This is a genomic window from Streptomyces sp. 5-10 (assembly GCF_014712245.1).
GTDB classification, from domain to species: Bacteria; Actinomycetota; Actinomycetes; order Streptomycetales; family Streptomycetaceae; genus Streptomyces; species Streptomyces violaceusniger.
In genome coordinates, this window is the sequence record NZ_JACVYG010000076.1 from 24,845 (window position 1) to 41,291 (window position 16,447).

The following is a 16,447-nucleotide window of genomic DNA, read 5'->3' on the forward strand; positions in this document are numbered from 1 at the left end:
GTCGTTGTACCGCAGTGGCTCGTGGGGCCCGGTGGACTTTCCCCTACCCGCCCCTTCCCACAACTGGGGCTCCGCCCCAGACCCCGCTCCTCAATCGCCGGAGGGGCTGATTGTCAGCCCGTCCGGCGATTGAGGACACGCCCGAAGGGCGTCCGGGGTCCAGGGGCGGAGCCCCTGGTTGTGGGAAGGGGCGGGTAGGGGAAAGCACCGATATGCGGCTCCGCCGCGTGGCCCGCCGCAGGCGGCAGGACCCGTCGCACACCTCCTAGTGGAAAGAGTGCTCCTCGGCCGGGTAGGCCCCGCCGACGACGTCCTCCGCGAAGGCCCGCGCCGCGTCGCCCAGGCCCTGGCGCAGCTGGGCGTAACTCTTGACGAAGCGCGGCACCCGGCCGTCGGTCATGCCCGCCATGTCCGTCCACACCAGCACCTGGGCGTCGCAGTCCGGACCGGCGCCGATGCCGACGGTGGCGATCTGCAGCGACCGGGTCACCTCGGCGGCCAGCTCGGCCGGGACCAGCTCCAGAACGACCGCGAAGGCGCCCGCGTCCTGCACCGCCTTGGCGTCCCGCAGCAGCTGCTGGGCCGCCTCCTCGCCGCGCCCCTGGACGGGGTAGCCGCCGTAGGCGTTGACGGACTGCGGGGTCAGGCCGATGTGTGCCATGACCGGGATGCCGGACTGGACCAGCAGCTCGATCTGATGGGCGGAGCGCTCCCCGCCCTCCAGCTTCACCGCGCCCACGCCCGCCTCCTTGACCAGGCGGGTGGCGTTGCGCAGCGCCTGGACCGGGCCCTCCTGGTACGAGCCGAAGGGCAGGTCGCCGACGACGAGGGCGCGCCGGGTGCCGCGGACCACGGCGGCGGACAGCAGCGCCATCTCGTCCATGGTGACGGGCACGGTGGACTCGTAGCCCAGGTGGCAGTTGCCCATCGAGTCGCCAACCAGCAGCACCGGGATGCCCGCCTGGTCGAAGACGGAGGCGGTCATCGCGTCGTAGGCGGTGAGCATCGGCCACTTCTCGGCGCGCTCCTTGGCGGCCGCGATGTCACGGACGGTGATGCGGCGGGAGCCCGTGCCCCCGTAGAGCGCCTTCTCGGACTGGTTTCGCGCAGGACTGACGTGCGTCATCGCTACGGCTCCTGTTCCTCATCTCGAGGCGCCCTGACGGCGTCCCCGGACCAACCCCATGCTGGCACGGCTCCCGCCGGGGCGAAAGTGGGCCCGCCCGTCCATGGCCCGCCCGTCCCCGGCCCGCCCGTCCCCGGCCCGCCCGTCCACGGCCCGTCGGCCCAAGGCCTCGCAAAGATTTTCCAATACGAGACGGTCTCGTATCGTAAGTCGCCTAGCCTGGGCGGCATGGCAAGCCCATCCAGCACCCAGGGCGCGCCGGCCGGGTCCGGCGTCCCCGAGGCGATCCACCGCAGGCGCTGGGCGATCCTCGTCGTCCTGATGTTCAGCGTGCTGGTCGTCGTCCTCGACAACTCGATACTCAACGTGGCGATGAAGACCATCGCCTCGCCGAAGCCCACCGGGCTCGGCGCCACCCAGAGCCAGCTCGAATGGGCGATCAACTCCTACACGCTGGTCTTCGCCGGGCTGCTGTTCACCGCGGGGATCCTCGGCGACCGGATCGGCCGCAAGAAGGTCCTGCTCGGCGGGATGACGGTGTTCGGCATGGGCTCGGTGCTCGCCGCCTTCTCCGGGTCGCCCGGTGAACTCATCGGGTTCCGGGCGCTCATGGGCCTTGGCGCCGCCTTCGTGATGCCCGCGACCCTCGCCATCCTGGTCAATGTCTTCGAACGCGAGGAGCAGGCCAAGGCGATCGGCATCTGGGTCGCCGCGGTGGGGCTGGCCATCGCCATCGGCCCGATCACCGGCGGACTGCTGCTCGAGCACTTCTGGTGGGGTTCGGTCTTCTTCGTCAATGTGCCGATCGTGATCGTCGGACTGATCGCGATGGTGGTGCTCGTCCCCGACTCCAGGGACCCGGCGCCCGGCCGGGTGGACCCGCTGGGCGTGCTGCTGTCCGTGGTCGGGCTCGTCCTGCTGGTCTACGGCATCATCAAGGGCGGCCAGCTCGCCGACTTCACCGACGCCCAGGTGCTGGGCTCGATCGCCGCCGGGCTCGCCGTCCTGGCCCTGTTCGTGGTGCACGAGAAGCGCAGCGACCACCCGGCCATCGATGTCGGCTACTTCCGCAACCCCGCCTTCTCCGCCGCCATCGCCGCCGTCGCCCTGGTCTTCTTCGCCCTCATGGGCGTGACCTTCTTCATGGTCTTCTACACCCAGAGCGTGCGCGGCTACAGCGCCCTCGAATCCGGGCTGCTGATCCTGCCGCTGGCCGTGGCGCAGCTGATCTTCGCCCCGCGCGCCCGGCTGGTCGTCGAGCGGTTCGGCGCCCGCGCGGTGTGCACCGGCGGAATGCTGCTGGTGGCCGCCACCATGTCGGGGTTCCTGCTGCTGGGCGTGGACACCCCGATCGTCGTGCTCGAGGTGCTGTTCTTCGCCCAGGGCGCCGGAATGGCGCACATCATGCCGCCGGTGACCACCGGGATCATGCAGGCGCTGCCGCGCCAGAAGGCCGGCTCCGGTTCGGCGCTCAACAACACCTTCCGGCAGGTCGGCGGCGCGCTCGGGGTCGCGGTGCTGGGCTCGGTGCTCTCCACCGCCTACCGCGACCGCATCCGGGACACCCTGGCCGCCGTGCCCGGACTGCCCGAGTCCGTACAGCGCTCGGCGGGCGAGTCCGTCGAGGCCACCATGGGGGTCGCCGAGAAGCTGGGGCCCAGGGGCCAGGCGCTGGTGGGCCCGGCGCGGGACGCCTTCGTCCACGCCATGCACATCACCGCCCTCGGCTCGGCGGGCGTCGCCGTCCTCGGCGCGCTGGTCGTCCTGGCCTTCCTGCCCGGCAAGGAAGGCTCCGGCCAGGCCCCCGACGACGGGCGGCCGCATGCGCGACAGGAGGCGTCGGCCGACCGATGACCGCACCGGAGAGCTCCGCGCCCAGGCTCCGCGGCCGCCCCCGCAGCCCCGCCACCGACGCCGCGATCATCGAGGCCGCGCTGCGGCTGCTGGAGGAGGGCGCCTCGGTCGGCGGTCTTTCGATCGAGGGGATCGCCCGCGAGGCGGGGGTCGGCAAGGCCACCGTCTACCGCCGCTGGCCCGGTAAGGACGCGCTGATGCTCGATGTGCTGCGCTCCCTGGAGGAGCCCAGCCCGGAGCCGGCCGGGGTCTCGGTGCGCGACGACCTCGTCACCATCCTGGAGTTCATGCGCCGGCGCGGGCTCGCCAAGCGCAACTCCGCCCTGCTGCGCAGCGTCATCACCCAGATGCACGCGCACGAGGAGCTGTGGCGGGCCTACGACGAGAACGTCATAGCGGCGCGCCGCGCGAGCCTGCGCGCCGTGCTGCGGCGGGGCCGGGAGAGCGGTGAGATCCGCTCCGACGTGGATCTGGAGCTGCTCGCCGACCTCTTCACCGGCCCGATGCTCGCCCGCGCGATGCTCCACGAGTGGAAGGAACTGCCCGAGGGGCTGGCCGAACGGATTGTCGACACGGTCCTCGAAGGGGTCTCCCCACGCCGCTGAGCGGTTTGTGCCTGTTGTGTCACAACACCCCCTCCCGGGCCGGGATGTGGAACTCGCGGCCGTCGTCCCCTCGTCCTCGGACGGGGAGCACCCCACCGGGGGCGTCAGGAAAAGCCCTGGTCATCACCTAGGGTCGTAGTCCAAGGCGCGGCAGTTGAGGCAGTGAGGGACAGCGAATGACGCAGGCGTACACGCAGGAGACGGGACAGCTCGGGGACGCGCCCCAGCAATCGGGCTCCCGGATCGGCCGCCTGTTCGACCGGTTCCGGAACGATCGGGGCATCTGGCGGCGCGGACTGGTGCTGGCGGCGATCGCGGTCCTGCTCGCCCTGGTCATGATCTTCCACGCCGATGTCCCCAACCGGGTGGGCAACCTGGGCTCGCTGCTGGAGACCTTCCTGCCGTGGCTGGGCCTGCTCCTGCCGGTGCTGCTGGTGCTCGGCCTGGTGCGGCGGTCGGCGAGCGCCGTGCTGGCGCTGGTGCTGCCCGTCGCCGTCTGGCTGAACCTCTTCGGCGGGCTGATGTTCTCCGACAAGTCCGGCAGCGGCGGCGACCTGACCGTCGTCACCCACAACGTCAACGCGGAGAACGCCGATCCGACCGGCACCGCGAAGGACGTGGCCGCCTCGGGCGCCGATGTGGTGGCCCTGGAGGAGCTGACGAGCTCGGCCGTGCCGACGTACGAGCGGGCCCTGGCGGGCACGTACCGCTACCACACCGTGCAGGGCACGGTGGGGCTGTGGAGCAAGTACCCGCTGTCCGGCACCAAGCCGGTGGACATCAAGCTGGGCTGGACGCGGGCGCTGCGCACCGCCGTCGCCACCCCGCGCGGTGAGGTCGGCGTCTACGTGGCCCATCTGCCCTCGGTGCGGGTGAAGTTCAACGCGGGCTTCACCGCCGGGCAGCGCGACGACAGCGCCGAGGCGCTGGGCCAGGCCATCGCCCGGGAGCCGCTGCACAAGGTGATCCTGCTCGGCGATCTGAACGGCACCATGAACGACCGCGCGCTCGCCCCCGTCACCGCGCAGATGCGGTCCGCCCAGGGCGCGGCGGGCGACGGCTTCGGCTTCAGCTGGCCCGCCTCGTTCCCGATGGCGCGGATCGACCAGATCATGGTGCGGGGGCTGGATCCGGTCTCGGCGTGGGCGTTGCCCAGGACCGGGAGCGATCACCTTCCGGTGGCGGCGTCGGTCGACTACTGAGCCGGTTACCGGGCCCATGCCGCCCGGGGTCGTCGGGTGACATAGCTCACGGGTCACCCGGCGAGATCTTACGTGCCGTTCATCTTGGGGATCACCTCGGGAACATTCTGCGTGAGAGACTTTGTTCAGCTAGAGAACATATGCATCCCTGCACGTTTCTCCTTCGTTTGAAAGGTCTCTCATGCCCCTGGCCCTGCTCGCCCTTGCTGTGAGCGCCTTCGGCATTGGTACTACCGAATTCGTGATGATGGGCCTGCTGCCCAATGTCGCGCATGATCTGGACACCTCGGTGCCCACGGCCGGATACCTCGTCTCCGCCTACGCCATCGGAGTCGTGGTGGGCGCTCCGCTGCTGACCGCCCTCGGTTCCCGTATCCCGCGCAAGCGGATGCTCGTGTTGCTCATGGCGCTCTTCACGGTGGGCAACCTCGCCTCCGCCCTCGCCCCCAACTTCGGGCTGCTGATCGCGGGCCGGGTGCTCGCCGGGCTGCCCCACGGCGCGTTCTTCGGCGTCGGCGCGGTGGTCGCCGCGCGGCTGGTGACCGAGGACCGGCGGGCCCGCGCGGTCGCCACCATGTTCCTCGGGCTGACCATCGCCAACATCGTCGGCGTCCCCGTGGCCACCCTGCTCGGCCAGAACCTCGGCTGGCGCGCGACCTTCCTGGTCGTCGCCGCGATCGGCGTGGTCGCCATGGCCGCGCTCGCCCGGCTCGTGCCGCAGGTCTCCCACGAGCAGCACGGCGGGCTGCGCCAGGAGCTCGGCGCGCTGCGCGACCGCCAGGTGCTGCTGGGGCTGCTCACCGCCGTCTTCGGCTTCGCCGGCGTCTTCGCCGTCTACAGCTACCTCGCCTCGATGATGACCGAGGTCACCGGGTTCGGTGAGTCGACGGTCACCCTGGTGCTGGCGCTGTTCGGCATCGGCATGACGCTGGGCGCCCTGGTCGCCGGTCCGCTGACCGACCGGGCGCTGCGGTCGACGCTCTACGGCTCGCTGGCGGCGCTGGCCGCCGTGCTCGTGGTCTTCGACTTCACGGTGCATGTGAAGTGGGCGGCGCTGCTGTCGGTGGTGGTGCTGGGCGCGGTCGGCTTCATGACCACCACGCCGCTCCAGATGCTGGTGATGAACAAGGCCCAGCACGCCCCGACGCTGGCCTCCGCCTCCAACCACTCCGCCTTCAACCTGGCCAACGCCGGTGGCGCGTGGCTCGGCGGCGTCGCCATCGCGGCGGGCTGGGGCTGGACCTCCCCGACGCTGGTCGGCGCGGTGCTCGCGGTGATCGGCCTCGCGATCGCGCTGATCGCGGGGCTGACGGATCGGGCTCCGGGGGGTGGCTCGCGGGTCGTGGCGAGCAGTGAGGCGCTGCCGCAGATGTCCGAGGTGGGCTGAGCTGGGCGTTCCGGGGGTTCCGGGGCGGGGCGTGACGCCTGCGGCGGGCTGTTCCCCTCCCCGCCCCTTCCCGAATCCGGGGCTCCGCCCCAGGCCCCGAGCTGGGGCTTCGCTCCTGGCTCCGTGCCGGGGTTCCGCTCCTGGCCCCGTGCTGGGGCTCTGCTCCTGGCTCCGTGCCGGGGTTCCGCTCCTGGCCCCGTGCCGGGGTTCCGCTCCTGGCCCCGTGCTGGGGCTCTGCTCCTGGCTCCGTGCCGGGGTTCCGCTCCTGGCCCCGTGCTGGGGCTCTGCTCCTGGCTCCGTGCCGGGGTTCCGCTCCTGGCCCCGTGCCGGGGTTCCGCTCCTGGCCCCGTGCTGGGGCTCTGCTCCTGGCTCCGTGCCGGGGTTCCGCTCCTGGCCCCGTGCTGGGGCTCTGCTCCTGGCTCCGTGCCGGGGTTCCGCTCCTGGCCCCGTGCTGGGGCTCTGCTCCTGGCTCCGTGCCGGGGTTCCGCTCCTGGCCCCGTGCTGGGGCTCTGCTCCTGGCTCCGTGCCGGGGTTCCGCTCCTGGCCCCGTGCTGGGGCTCTGCTCCTGGCTCCGTGCCGGGGTTCCGCTCCTGGCCCCGTGCTGGGGCTCTGCTCCTGGCTCCGTGCCGGGGTTCCGCTCCTGGCCCCGTGCTGGGGCTCTGCTCCTGGCTCCGTGCCGGGGTTCCGCTCCTGGCCCCGTGCTGGGGCTCTGCTCCTGGCTCCGTGCCGGGGTTCCGCCCCTGGCCCCGTGCCGGGGTTCCGCTCCTGGCCCCGTGCTGGGGCTCTGCTCCTGGCTCCGTGCCGGGGTTCCGCTCCTGGCCCCGTGCCGGGGTTCCGCTCCTGGCCCCGTGCTGGGGCTCTGCTCCTGGCTCCGTGCCGGGGTTCCGCTCCTGGCCCCGTGCTGGGGCTCTGCTCCTGGCTCCGTGCCGGGGTTCCGCCCCTGGCCCCGTGCCGGGGTTCCGCCCCAGGCCCCATGCCGGGGCTCTGCTCCTGGCCCCGAGCCGGGGTTCCACCCCAGGCCCCGTGCTGGGGCTTCGCTCCTTCTCGTGGCATGCGGCTCCGCCGCGTGGCAGGGGCTTCGCCCTTGGACTCCGGGGTCTTGAGGGCGGAGCTCTGATTCGGGGTTTGGGGCGGAGCCCCGGTTCGAGGGCTGGGGTGGAGCCCTGGCCCTTCGGGGTTGNTTGGACTCCGGGGTCTTGAGGGCGGAGCTCTGATTCGGGGTTTGGGGCGGAGCCCCGGTTCGAGGGCTGGGGTGGAGCCCTGGCCCTTCGGGGTTGGGGCCCCGGTTTGGTGGGGCCCTGGTCCTCCGGGGTCTGGGGCTTCAGCCCCAGTTTCGGGAAGGGGCGGGGAGGGGAAAGATCCGGCGCCCACGCGGCCCCGGTGGGCTTGACTTTGACATCTATGTGAGGCTTTAGCGTCCCCGTCATCAGCCGTCAGACGTAAGGACAGACCTGATGACCAGCACCTCACCCCTGGCCCGCATCGTCCGTGGCACCGGACCCGGGCTGCTGCTCGCCCATGGCGGGACCGGCTCGATCGAGGGGAACTACGGCCCGATCCTGGACGGCCTCGCCGAGCGCCACCGCGTGGTCGGCCCCGACTACCCCGGCTCCGGGCGCACCCCGCGCGCGAGCGGCCCGCTGGACCTCGACACCCTGGCCGACCAACTGGTGGCCACCGCCGTCGAGGAGGGCCTGGAGACCTTCGCCATCGCCGGGTACTCCCTCGGCGGCCCGGTCGCCCTGCGCGCCGCCACCCGTCATCCGGAGCGGGTCACCGCGCTGGTCCTGACCGCGACCTTCGCTCACCCCAGCGCCCGTATGCGGCTCCTGGTGGACGACTGGCTGCGCCATCTCCGTTCGGGGGGCCAGGAGGCGGCCGCCCGCTGGACGGCGCTCATCGGCGCGGGCGCGGACTATCTGGACCGGATGACGCCCGAGGAGCTCGCCACGGTGATCGAGGGCGCCCGCGCCTCCGTGCCGCCCGGCGCGATCGACCAGGTCGAGCTGGTCGGCCGGATCGACGTCCGCGAGGACCTGGGCCGGATCCGGGTGCCCACCCTGGTGATCTCCACGACGCAGGACGCGATAGCCACGCCGTACCACCACCGCCAGGTGGCGGACGGGATTCCCGGGGCGCGTTTCGCCGAGCTGGCGTCCGGCCATCTGCCGTTCGCGGAGGCGCCCGCCGCGTGGCTGGGCCTGATCAGGACGTTCCTGGACGCCCGGGTGTAGTCGGGCGGCGCCCCGGCGTAGTCAGGCGGCGCCCGGGCGTAGATCAGACGCTGGTCAGACGGCGCCCAGGCCTAGTCAGACGCCCAGGCGCAGTCATAGCGCGGCGCCCGCGCGTCACGCCGCCCAAGAGCCTCAGACCCGCTCCCGCCAGCGGTTGGTGATGGGCAGCCGGCGGTCCTTGCCGAAACCCTTCGCGGAGATCTTCGTGCCCGGCGGGTACTGCCGGCGCTTGTACTCGGCGGTGTCCACCAGCCGCAGGATCCGGGTCACCAGAGTGTCGTCGTAACCCGCCGCCACGATCTCCGCGCGCCCCTGGTCACGGTCGACATACAGCTCCAGGATCCGGTCGAGGATGTCGTAGTCGGGGAGCGAGTCGGTGTCGACCTGGCCGGGGCGCAGCTCGGCGCTCGGCGGCTTGGTGATCGAGTTCTCGGGGATGGGCGGGGTCTGGCCCCGCTCCTCCGCCGCACGGTTACGCCATTTCGCCAGGCGGAAGATGGAGGTCTTGTAGACGTCCTTGATCGGGCCGTACGCGCCGACCGAGTCCCCGTAGAGCGTGGAGTAGCCGCAGGCCAGCTCGGACTTGTTGCCCGGGGCGAGGACGATGTGGCCCTCCTGGTTGGAGATCGCCATCAGCATCGTGCCGCGCAGCCGCGACTGCAGGTTCTCCTCGGCCAGCCCGGTGAGGCTCAGGGAGCCCATATAGGCGTCGAACATCGGGGCGATCGGGACCGTACGGAAGTTCAGCCCGGTGCGCCGCGCCAGCTCGGCCGCGTCGTCGATCGAGTGCTCGGAGGAGTAGCGCGAGGGCATCGCGACGCCGTACACGTTCTGCGCGCCGACCGCGTCACACGCGATGGCGGCGACGAGTGCGGAGTCGATCCCGCCGGAGAGCCCGATCAGCACACTGCGGAAACCGTTCTTCGCCACATAGGCCCGCAGCCCCACGACCAGCGCCGTGTAGATCTCCTCGTCGTCACCCAGCCGCTCGGCCTCGCCGCCCGCGAGCTCCGGCTCGTAGCGGGGCAGCGGGTCGGCGGAGAGGGTGACGTGGTCGACGCGGAGCCCGTCGTCCACGACCCCCTCGGGGACCGAGCCCGGGTCGGCGGCGGGCAGCTCGAGGTCGAGCAGCACACAGCCCTCGGCGAACTGCGGGGCGCGCGCGATGACTTCGCCGTCCCGGTCCACGACGATCGAGTCGCCGTCGAAGACCAGCTCGTCCTGGCCGCCGATCATGGCCAGGTACGCGGTGGTGCAGCCCGCCTCCTGGGCCCGCTTGCGCACCAGGTCCAGCCGGGTGTCGTCCTTCTCCCGCTCGTACGGCGAGGCGTTGATCGACAGCAGCAGTCCGGCCCCCGCGGAGCAGCTGGCCGGCACCCGGCCGCCGTCCTGCCACAGGTCCTCGCAGATGGCGAGCGCCACGTCGATGCCGTGGACGCGCACCATGGGCAGGGTGTCGCCGGGCACGAAGTAGCGGAACTCGTCGAAGACGCCGTAGTTCGGCAGATGGTGCTTGGCGAAGGTCAGGACGACCGCGCCCCGGTGCAGCACCGCGCCCGCGTTCTGCGGTGAGCCGGCCGGCTGGCCGTAGCGCCGGGCGCGCTCGCTGCGGTCGAGGTAGCCGACGACCACCGGCACCTCGCCCAGCCCCTCGGCGTTCAGCCGCTCGGCGAGCGAGCGCAGCGCGGCGCGCGACGCCTCGACGAAGGACGAGCGCAGCGCCAGGTCCTCGACGGGATAGCCGGTCAGCGCCATCTCGGGGAACGCCACCAGATGGGCGCCCTGCTCGGCGGAGTGCCGGGTCCAGTGGAGTATCGATTCGGTGTTGCCGTCGAGGTCGCCGACGGTCGAGTCGATCTGGTTCAGAGCGAGGCGAAGTTGAGGCACGCGCCCAGTGTAATCGTCTGTCTGACGCGATAGCCGGGGGTGTCTCCCTTCTCACGCCGGTCACGCTCGGCCTCACTTCTGGTAGCCGAGGATGGTCATCATCCCGGACTCCGAGTGGTAGACGTTGTGGCAGTGGACCATCCACAGCCCCGGGTTGTCGGCGTCGAGGTCCACGTTCACCTTGTGGTGCGGCAGCAGGACCGTGGTGTCCTTACGGGGGCCGCCGTCCGGCAGCGCGAAGGTGTGGCCGTGCAGATGGACCGGATGCCACATGTCGGTGCCGTTGATGAACGAGATCCGCACCCGCTCGCCCTCCCGTACCGGGTAGCGCTGCGAGGGGTCGTACGGCCGGCCGTTGATCGCCCAGTCCCACTTCCGCATCGATCCGGTGAGCCGCATCCGGATGATCCGGTCGGGCTCCTTGGGCGTCAGCCGGACGTCCTCCGCCGCCTTCAGCCGGTCCGCGGTGAGCAGCTCGCCGTCCAGCTCCTTGGGGCGCGGGAACTTCACCGGGTTCCTGCCACGGGTGCGCAGCACCGCCATCGCGGACCGCCCCTTGCCCTCGGCGATCACGGCGAGCGGGAAGACCCCGTCCTTGACGGTGACCAGCACGTCGTAGCGCTCACCCATGCCCAGCAGCAGCGCGTCCGTCTTGGCCGGTACGACGGGGTAGCCGTCGGTGTGGGTGACGGTCATCCGGTGGCCGCCGAGGGCGACGCGGAAGGCGGTGTCGCCGCCCGCGTTGATGATGCGGATGCGGACCCGGTCGCCGCGCTTGGCGCGGAAGACCTGCGGGGACTCGGGGGTGCGGCCGTTGACCAGGTAATAGGGGTAGGTGACATTGCCCGCGTGGCCGCCCAGCAGCCGGCTCTCCATGGGCGCGGCCTTCTTCCGCGCGGTGGTGGGGCGGGCGTGGTCGCGCTTGGCGCCGTCGGCGGCGGTGCGTTTGGCCGTGGCCTTGGCCTTGGCTGTCGCCGTGGCTTTGGCCGTGGCTTTCGCTGTCGCCTTGGTAGTGGCCGTGGCCTTGGCCTTGGCGCCGCGCTTGCCGCCCCCGTCCGTCGAGCCGCCGTCCGTCGAGCCGCCGTCCGTCGAGCCCCCGTCCATCGAGTCGTCGTCCATCGAGTCGTCGTCCATCGCATGGCCGACCGCGCCGCCCTTGCCCGCGTTGAGCCGTTCGAACTCCTTGTCCGGGGTGCGGCCGCCCACCCCGTCGAGCCAGTCGTCCAGGACGACGACCCACTCCTTGTCGTACGTCAGCGGCTCGTGCGGATCCTCCACGATCAGCGGTGCGTACAGCCCCCGGTCCAGCTGGACGCCCGAGTGCGGATGGATCCAGTACGTGCCGGGGTAGAACGCGGTGAAGCGGTAGTCGAAGGCGGCGCCGGTCTTGATCGGCCGCTGGGTCACTCCGGGGACGCCGTCCATGTCGTTGCGCAGCCGGACGCCGTGCCAGTGCAGCGTGGTGGACTGCGGCAGGTTGTTGGCGAGGGTGAGCGCGATCGTGTCGCCCGCGGTCACCCGGATCTCCCGGCCCGGCACCTGGTCCTCGTACGCCCAGGACGTCACCTTGCGGGCGCCGATGTCCAGGGTGGTCGCGGTGGCGGTGAGCCGGAAGGTGCGCACCGGGCCGGGGCCCCGCCGCCGCTCGGCCGCGGCGACCTCCGGGCCGTGGGGGGAGACGTACTGCGCCGGGGTGTCGTCCGCGGGCGCGCCGGGCCTGGCGGGGGCGCCCATCGCGTTGCCGTCCGTGCCGTCGGGGCCTCCGGCGCGGGGGCGGGGGCCGGGGGAGCCGCAGGCGGCGAGCAGACCGCTGCCCGCGGCGGCGATGCCCGTGCCGAGCACGGCACGGCGAGTCTTTTCGTGCATGAGTCGGTACCCCAATGCTGATGTGTGCCGGATGCGTGAGGTTCGGCGCGTCCACCGCCCCGCCGGGAGGGCGGGCGGCCGACGCGCCGCTCTATGCGCCGCATCAGCGATCGGCTCAGGGGCGAGGGGCCTCGGTGCATCGCCGCCTCCATCTGACCGTTCTGACCGTTCAGATCATCATCTGACCGTTTGATCATCGTTTCATCGGCAGCCTACCCCCAAGGGGTATGGAGCCCCGGCAGGCGCCACGGAGGGGGCAGAACGGTCGGGTCCGGGACCGGCCGGGTGAAAGTACGATGCACCCATCGTGGTGACGCACCCATCGTGCACCCATCGTGGTGAGGGGAGACCGGAGCGACCGGATGAAACCTCCGTGAAATGCCACCGCGTGATACTGGGGATGCGGGAGGTGCCCCGCGCCCGCGCAAAGAGCCGTTTGACCTGCAAGGATTGGGGACCATGGATAAGCAGCAGGAGTTCGTGCTCCGCACGCTCGAAGAGCGCGACATCCGGTTCGTGCGGCTATGGTTCACCGATGTGCTCGGCTTCCTGAAGTCCGTGGCCGTCGCGCCGGCCGAGCTCGAGGGCGCCTTCGACGAGGGCATCGGATTCGACGGCTCCGCGATCGAGGGCTTCGCCCGGGTCTACGAGTCCGACATGATCGCCAAGCCGGACCCGGGGACGTTCCAGATCCTGCCCTGGCGCGCCGAGGCCCCCGGGACCGCGCGGATGTTCTGCGACATCCTGATGCCGGACGGCTCACCGTCCTTCGCCGACCCCCGCTTCGTCCTCAAGCGCATCCTCGCCAAGACCTCCGACCTCGGCTTCACCTTCTACACCCACCCCGAGATCGAGTTCTTCCTGCTCAACCAGAAGCCGGTGGACGGCACCCGCCCGGTGCCCGCCGACTCCTCCGGCTACTTCGACCACACCCCGCAGAACATCGGCATGGACTTCCGCCGCCAGGCGATCACCATGCTCGAATCGATGGGCATCTCGGTCGAGTTCTCCCACCACGAGGGCGCCCCCGGCCAGCAGGAGATCGACCTGCGCTACGCCGACGCGCTCTCCACCGCCGACAACATCATGACCTTCCGCCTGGTCATGAAGCAGGTCGCGCTGGAACAGGGCGTGCAGGCCACCTTCATGCCCAAGCCGTTCTCGGAGTTCCCCGGCTCGGGCATGCACACCCACCTCTCCCTCTTCGAGGGCGACCGGAACGCCTTCTACGAGTCCGGCGCCGAGTTCCAGCTCTCCAAGGTGGGCCGCTCCTTCATCGCGGGGCTGCTCCGCCACGCCGGGGAGATCTCCGCCGTCACCAACCAGTGGGTCAACTCCTACAAGCGCATCTGGGGCGGCTCCAAGCGCACCGCCGGCGCGGGCGGCGAGGCCCCCTCCTACATCTGCTGGGGCCACAACAACCGCTCCGCCCTCGTCCGCGTCCCCCTCTACAAGCCCGGCAAGACCGGCTCCACCCGCGTCGAGGTCCGCTCCCTGGACTCCGGCGCCAACCCCTACCTGTCCTACGCGGTGCTCCTCGCCGCCGGCCTCAAGGGCATCGAGGGCGGCTACGAACTCCCGGCCGGCGCCGACGACGACGTCTGGGCCCTCTCCGACGCCGAACGCCGCTCCCTCGGCATCGAGCCCCTTCCGCAGAACCTGGGCGAGGCGATCGACCTGATGGAGCGCAGCGAACTGGTCGCCGAGACGCTCGGGGAGCATGTCTTCGACTTCTTCCTGCGCAACAAGAAGCAGGAGTGGGAGGAGTACCGCTCCGAGGTCACCCCGTTCGAGCTCCGGAAGAACCTCCCGGTGCTGTAGCCGTGGGACGCGGGCGGGCGCGGGCCGTGTCCGCCCCGCCGCTCGTCGCCGCCCGGACCTGCCGCTTCGCCCGCAGGGTCGCTTAGGCTCGTCAGCGGCGCCTTTGATCACGGGTCCGCGTGGTCGGGCGGCGCGGAGTCGACCAGGGACGGGAGGCGGCGGGATGGCCGTACCGCAGGGACGCAGGAGCAGCACGATCACCCGGCTGCTGCGGCACGGTTTCACCGACGCCTCGGCCGCGCAGCGGCTGCTGGACGCGCCCGAGCTGGCCGCGGTGCGGAGCGATCCGGTGCTGCTGGAGGCGCTCGGCGCGACCGCCGACCCCGACCTGGCGCTGCTCGGGCTCGTCCGGCTCGTCGAGGCGCTGCCCGAGGAGGCCGCGGCGGAGAAGGAGGACGGTGGGCAGCGGGCCGGTTCGCGGCAGGCGCTGCTGGACACGCTCGTCACCGCCAAACCGCTGCGCGACCGGCTGCTCGGCGTGCTCGGCGCCTCCGAGGCGCTGGGCGACCACCTCGCCCGCCACCCGGGCGACTGGCACGCCCTGGTGACCTACGAGCCGGCCGACCTGCACCCGGCCACCCCCGAGTTCGAGCGGGCCCTGGCCGAGGGCGTCTGGGGCGCGCCCGGGGCGGGGATGCCCCGGCCCGACGCGCTGCGCGTCGCCTACCGCCGGGCGCTGCTGGCCATCGCCGCCCGCGATGTGTGCGGCACCACCGACATCACCCAGACGGCCGCCGAGCTGGCCGACCTGGCGACCGCCACGCTGCGGGCCGCGCTGGAGATCGCGGCCGAGGAGCAGCCGCAGGACGCCGCCGCCTGCCGACTGGCCGTGATCGGCATGGGCAAATGCGGCGGCCGCGAGCTCAATTACGTCTCCGACGTGGACGTGATCTTCGTGGCGGAGGCCGTCGAAGGCGTCGAGGAAGGCGAGGCGGTGCGGGCCGCCACCCGGCTCGCCTCCCGGCTGATGCGCGTCTGCTCCGACGTCACCGTCGAGGGCACCATCTGGCCCGTCGACGCCAACCTCCGCCCCGAGGGGCGCAACGGCCCGCTGGTGCGCACGCTCTCCAGCCATCTGGCGTACTACCAGCGCTGGGCCAAGACCTGGGAGTTCCAGGCGCTGCTGAAGGCCCGTCCGGTGGCGGGCGACGCCGCGCTCGGCCACGCGTACGTGGACGCGCTCGCGCCCATGGTCTGGCAGGCCGTCGAACGCGAGAACTTCATCCCGGACGTGCAGCAGATGCGCCGCCGCGTGGTCGAGAACATCCCCGTGTCCGAGGTCGACCGCGAGCTCAAGCTGGGCCCGGGCGGCCTGCGCGACGTCGAGTTCGCCGTCCAGCTGCTGCAGTTGGTGCACGGGCGGTCCGACGAGTCGCTGCGCAGCGGTACGACGCTGGACGCGCTCGCCGCCCTGGCCGCCGGCGGCTACGTGGGGCGCACCGACGCCGCCGCGCTGGACGCCGCGTACCGCTTCCTGCGCACCATGGAGCACCGCCTCCAGCTCTACCGGCTGCGCCGCACCCATCTGATGCCCGAGGGCGAGGCCGACCAGCGCCGCCTCGGCCGGTCGCTGGGGTTCCGCACCGAACCGGTGACCGAGCTGGGCACCGCCTGGCGGCGGCACGCCCGCGAAGTGCGACGGCTGCACGAGAAGCTCTTCTACCGGCCGCTGCTGGACGCCGTCGCCCAGCTCCAGCCCGGTGAGATCCGGCTCAGCTCCGAGGCGGCCGGTCAGCGGCTCACCGCCCTGGGGTACGCGGACCCGGCCGGTGCGCTGCGCCACCTGGAGGCCCTGGCGTCCGGCGTGACCCGTAAGGCGGCGATCCAGCGGACGCTGCTGCCCGTGCTGCTGGGCTGGTTCGCCGACTCCGCCGACCCGGACGCCGGGCTGCTGGGCTTCCGCAAGGTCTCGGACGCGCTGGGCAAGACGCCCTGGTACCTGCGGCTGCTGCGCGACGAGGGCGCCGCGGCCGAGAACCTGGCCCGGGTGCTCTCCGCCGGACGGCTCGCCCCCGACCTGCTGCTGCGCGCCCCCGAGGCGGTCGCCCTGCTCGGCGACCCGGAGGGGCTGCGCCCGCGCGGCCGGGCCCATCTGGAGCAGGAGGTGCTGGCCGCGGTCGGCCGCGCCGACGGCGCCGAGCAGGCGGTCGCGGCGGCGCGCGGGGTGCGGCGGCGCGAGATGTTCCGTACGGCGGCCGCGGACATCATCGAGAGCGCCCGGCTGGCCAACGGCGAGGTGCGCCCGACCGTGAGCTGGCCGCCGTCGGGCGATCGGACGCCGGGCCGGGCCACCGGGGCGGCCGCCCCCGCACCGGCCAAGGCGCCCGAGGTCCCCAGCGCCCTGCGGGACTCCGAACCCCATGTGCCGGCCCGGCCCGCCGCCCCCGCCGCCGAACCGCCCGTGGACGACGCGATGCTGATCGACATGGTCGGCGACGCCCTCTCCGATCTGAACGCCGCGACCC

10 protein-coding genes are annotated in these 16,447 nt (G+C 72.2%); 7 read left to right on the top strand and 3 right to left on the bottom strand.

Going from position 1 to position 16,447, the window contains the following annotated elements; all coding sequences use genetic code 11:
• Nucleotides 1–265: 265 nt before the first annotated feature.
• Complete coding sequence (gene panB, locus IEJ02_RS44060) at nucleotides 266–1,126, bottom strand: 3-methyl-2-oxobutanoate hydroxymethyltransferase (protein WP_191069927.1); 861 nt, start codon at nucleotides 1,124–1,126, stop codon at nucleotides 266–268.
• A 228-nt stretch (nucleotides 1,127–1,354) separates the two neighbouring features.
• Here panB and IEJ02_RS44065 point away from each other — a divergent pair, with 228 nt between their 5' ends.
• From IEJ02_RS44065 to IEJ02_RS44085, 5 genes are all read left to right on the top strand, one after another.
• On the top strand, nucleotides 1,355–2,980 hold the full coding sequence (locus IEJ02_RS44065; protein ID WP_191069928.1) for an MFS transporter: 1,626 nt from the start codon (nucleotides 1,355–1,357) through the stop codon (nucleotides 2,978–2,980).
• Nucleotides 2,977–3,585: a TetR/AcrR family transcriptional regulator gene (locus IEJ02_RS44070; RefSeq protein WP_191069929.1), complete on the top strand. Its 609-nt coding sequence runs from the start codon at nucleotides 2,977–2,979 to the stop codon at nucleotides 3,583–3,585. Before IEJ02_RS44065 ends, IEJ02_RS44070 begins: the two co-directional genes overlap by 4 nt.
• Nucleotides 3,586–3,761: 176 nt before the next feature.
• Nucleotides 3,762–4,787: an endonuclease/exonuclease/phosphatase family protein gene (locus IEJ02_RS44075; protein WP_191069930.1), complete on the top strand. Its 1,026-nt coding sequence runs from the start codon at nucleotides 3,762–3,764 to the stop codon at nucleotides 4,785–4,787.
• A 181-nt stretch (nucleotides 4,788–4,968) separates the two neighbouring features.
• The gene (locus IEJ02_RS44080) at nucleotides 4,969–6,174 is read left to right on the top strand and encodes an MFS transporter (RefSeq protein ID WP_191069931.1); all 1,206 of its coding nucleotides are present in this window, start codon (nucleotides 4,969–4,971) and stop codon (nucleotides 6,172–6,174) included.
• Between the two features lie 1,454 nt (nucleotides 6,175–7,628).
• A complete protein-coding gene (locus tag IEJ02_RS44085) occupies nucleotides 7,629–8,408 on the top strand; it encodes an alpha/beta fold hydrolase (protein ID WP_191069932.1) in 780 nt (259 codons plus the stop codon).
• Nucleotides 8,409–8,540: 132 nt separating this feature from the next.
• Here the strand turns inward: IEJ02_RS44085 and IEJ02_RS44090 are convergent, their stop codons facing one another.
• Together IEJ02_RS44090 and IEJ02_RS44095 are read right to left on the bottom strand one after the other, a co-directional pair.
• A complete protein-coding gene (locus tag IEJ02_RS44090; RefSeq protein ID WP_191069933.1) occupies nucleotides 8,541–10,295 on the bottom strand; it encodes an NAD+ synthase in 1,755 nt (584 codons plus the stop codon).
• Between the two features lie 72 nt (nucleotides 10,296–10,367).
• On the bottom strand, nucleotides 10,368–12,161 hold the full coding sequence (locus IEJ02_RS44095) for a multicopper oxidase family protein (RefSeq protein ID WP_191069934.1): 1,794 nt from the start codon (nucleotides 12,159–12,161) through the stop codon (nucleotides 10,368–10,370).
• 459 nt (nucleotides 12,162–12,620) lie between these two features.
• On the opposite strand from IEJ02_RS44095, the gene glnA2 reads away from it, so the two are divergent.
• The gene (glnA2, locus tag IEJ02_RS44100; protein ID WP_137977659.1) at nucleotides 12,621–13,982 is read left to right on the top strand and encodes a gamma-glutamylpolyamine synthetase GlnA2; all 1,362 of its coding nucleotides are present in this window, start codon (nucleotides 12,621–12,623) and stop codon (nucleotides 13,980–13,982) included.
• 163 nt (nucleotides 13,983–14,145) lie between these two features.
• Nucleotides 14,146–16,447 (top strand): bifunctional [glutamine synthetase] adenylyltransferase/[glutamine synthetase]-adenylyl-L-tyrosine phosphorylase (locus IEJ02_RS44105; RefSeq protein ID WP_191069935.1); only part of this gene is annotated, 2,302 nt, incomplete at its 3' end.

What these genes read in the sequence shown, in the direction of transcription:
- IEJ02_RS44085 (WP_191069932.1), top strand. Translation starts at nt 7,629, where the DNA reads ATGACCAGCACCTCACCCCTGGCCCGCATCGTCCGTGGCACCGGACCC.
- IEJ02_RS44070 (WP_191069929.1), top strand. Translation starts at nt 2,977, where the DNA reads ATGACCGCACCGGAGAGCTCCGCGCCCAGGCTCCGCGGCCGCCCCCGC.
- IEJ02_RS44080 (WP_191069931.1), top strand. Translation starts at nt 4,969, where the DNA reads ATGCCCCTGGCCCTGCTCGCCCTTGCTGTGAGCGCCTTCGGCATTGGT.
- panB (WP_191069927.1), bottom strand. Translation starts at nt 1,126, where the DNA reads ATGACGCACGTCAGTCCTGCGCGAAACCAGTCCGAGAAGGCGCTCTAC.
- IEJ02_RS44065 (WP_191069928.1), top strand. Translation starts at nt 1,355, where the DNA reads ATGGCAAGCCCATCCAGCACCCAGGGCGCGCCGGCCGGGTCCGGCGTC.
- IEJ02_RS44075 (WP_191069930.1), top strand. Translation starts at nt 3,762, where the DNA reads ATGACGCAGGCGTACACGCAGGAGACGGGACAGCTCGGGGACGCGCCC.
- IEJ02_RS44095 (WP_191069934.1), bottom strand. Translation starts at nt 12,161, where the DNA reads ATGCACGAAAAGACTCGCCGTGCCGTGCTCGGCACGGGCATCGCCGCC.
- glnA2 (WP_137977659.1), top strand. Translation starts at nt 12,621, where the DNA reads ATGGATAAGCAGCAGGAGTTCGTGCTCCGCACGCTCGAAGAGCGCGAC.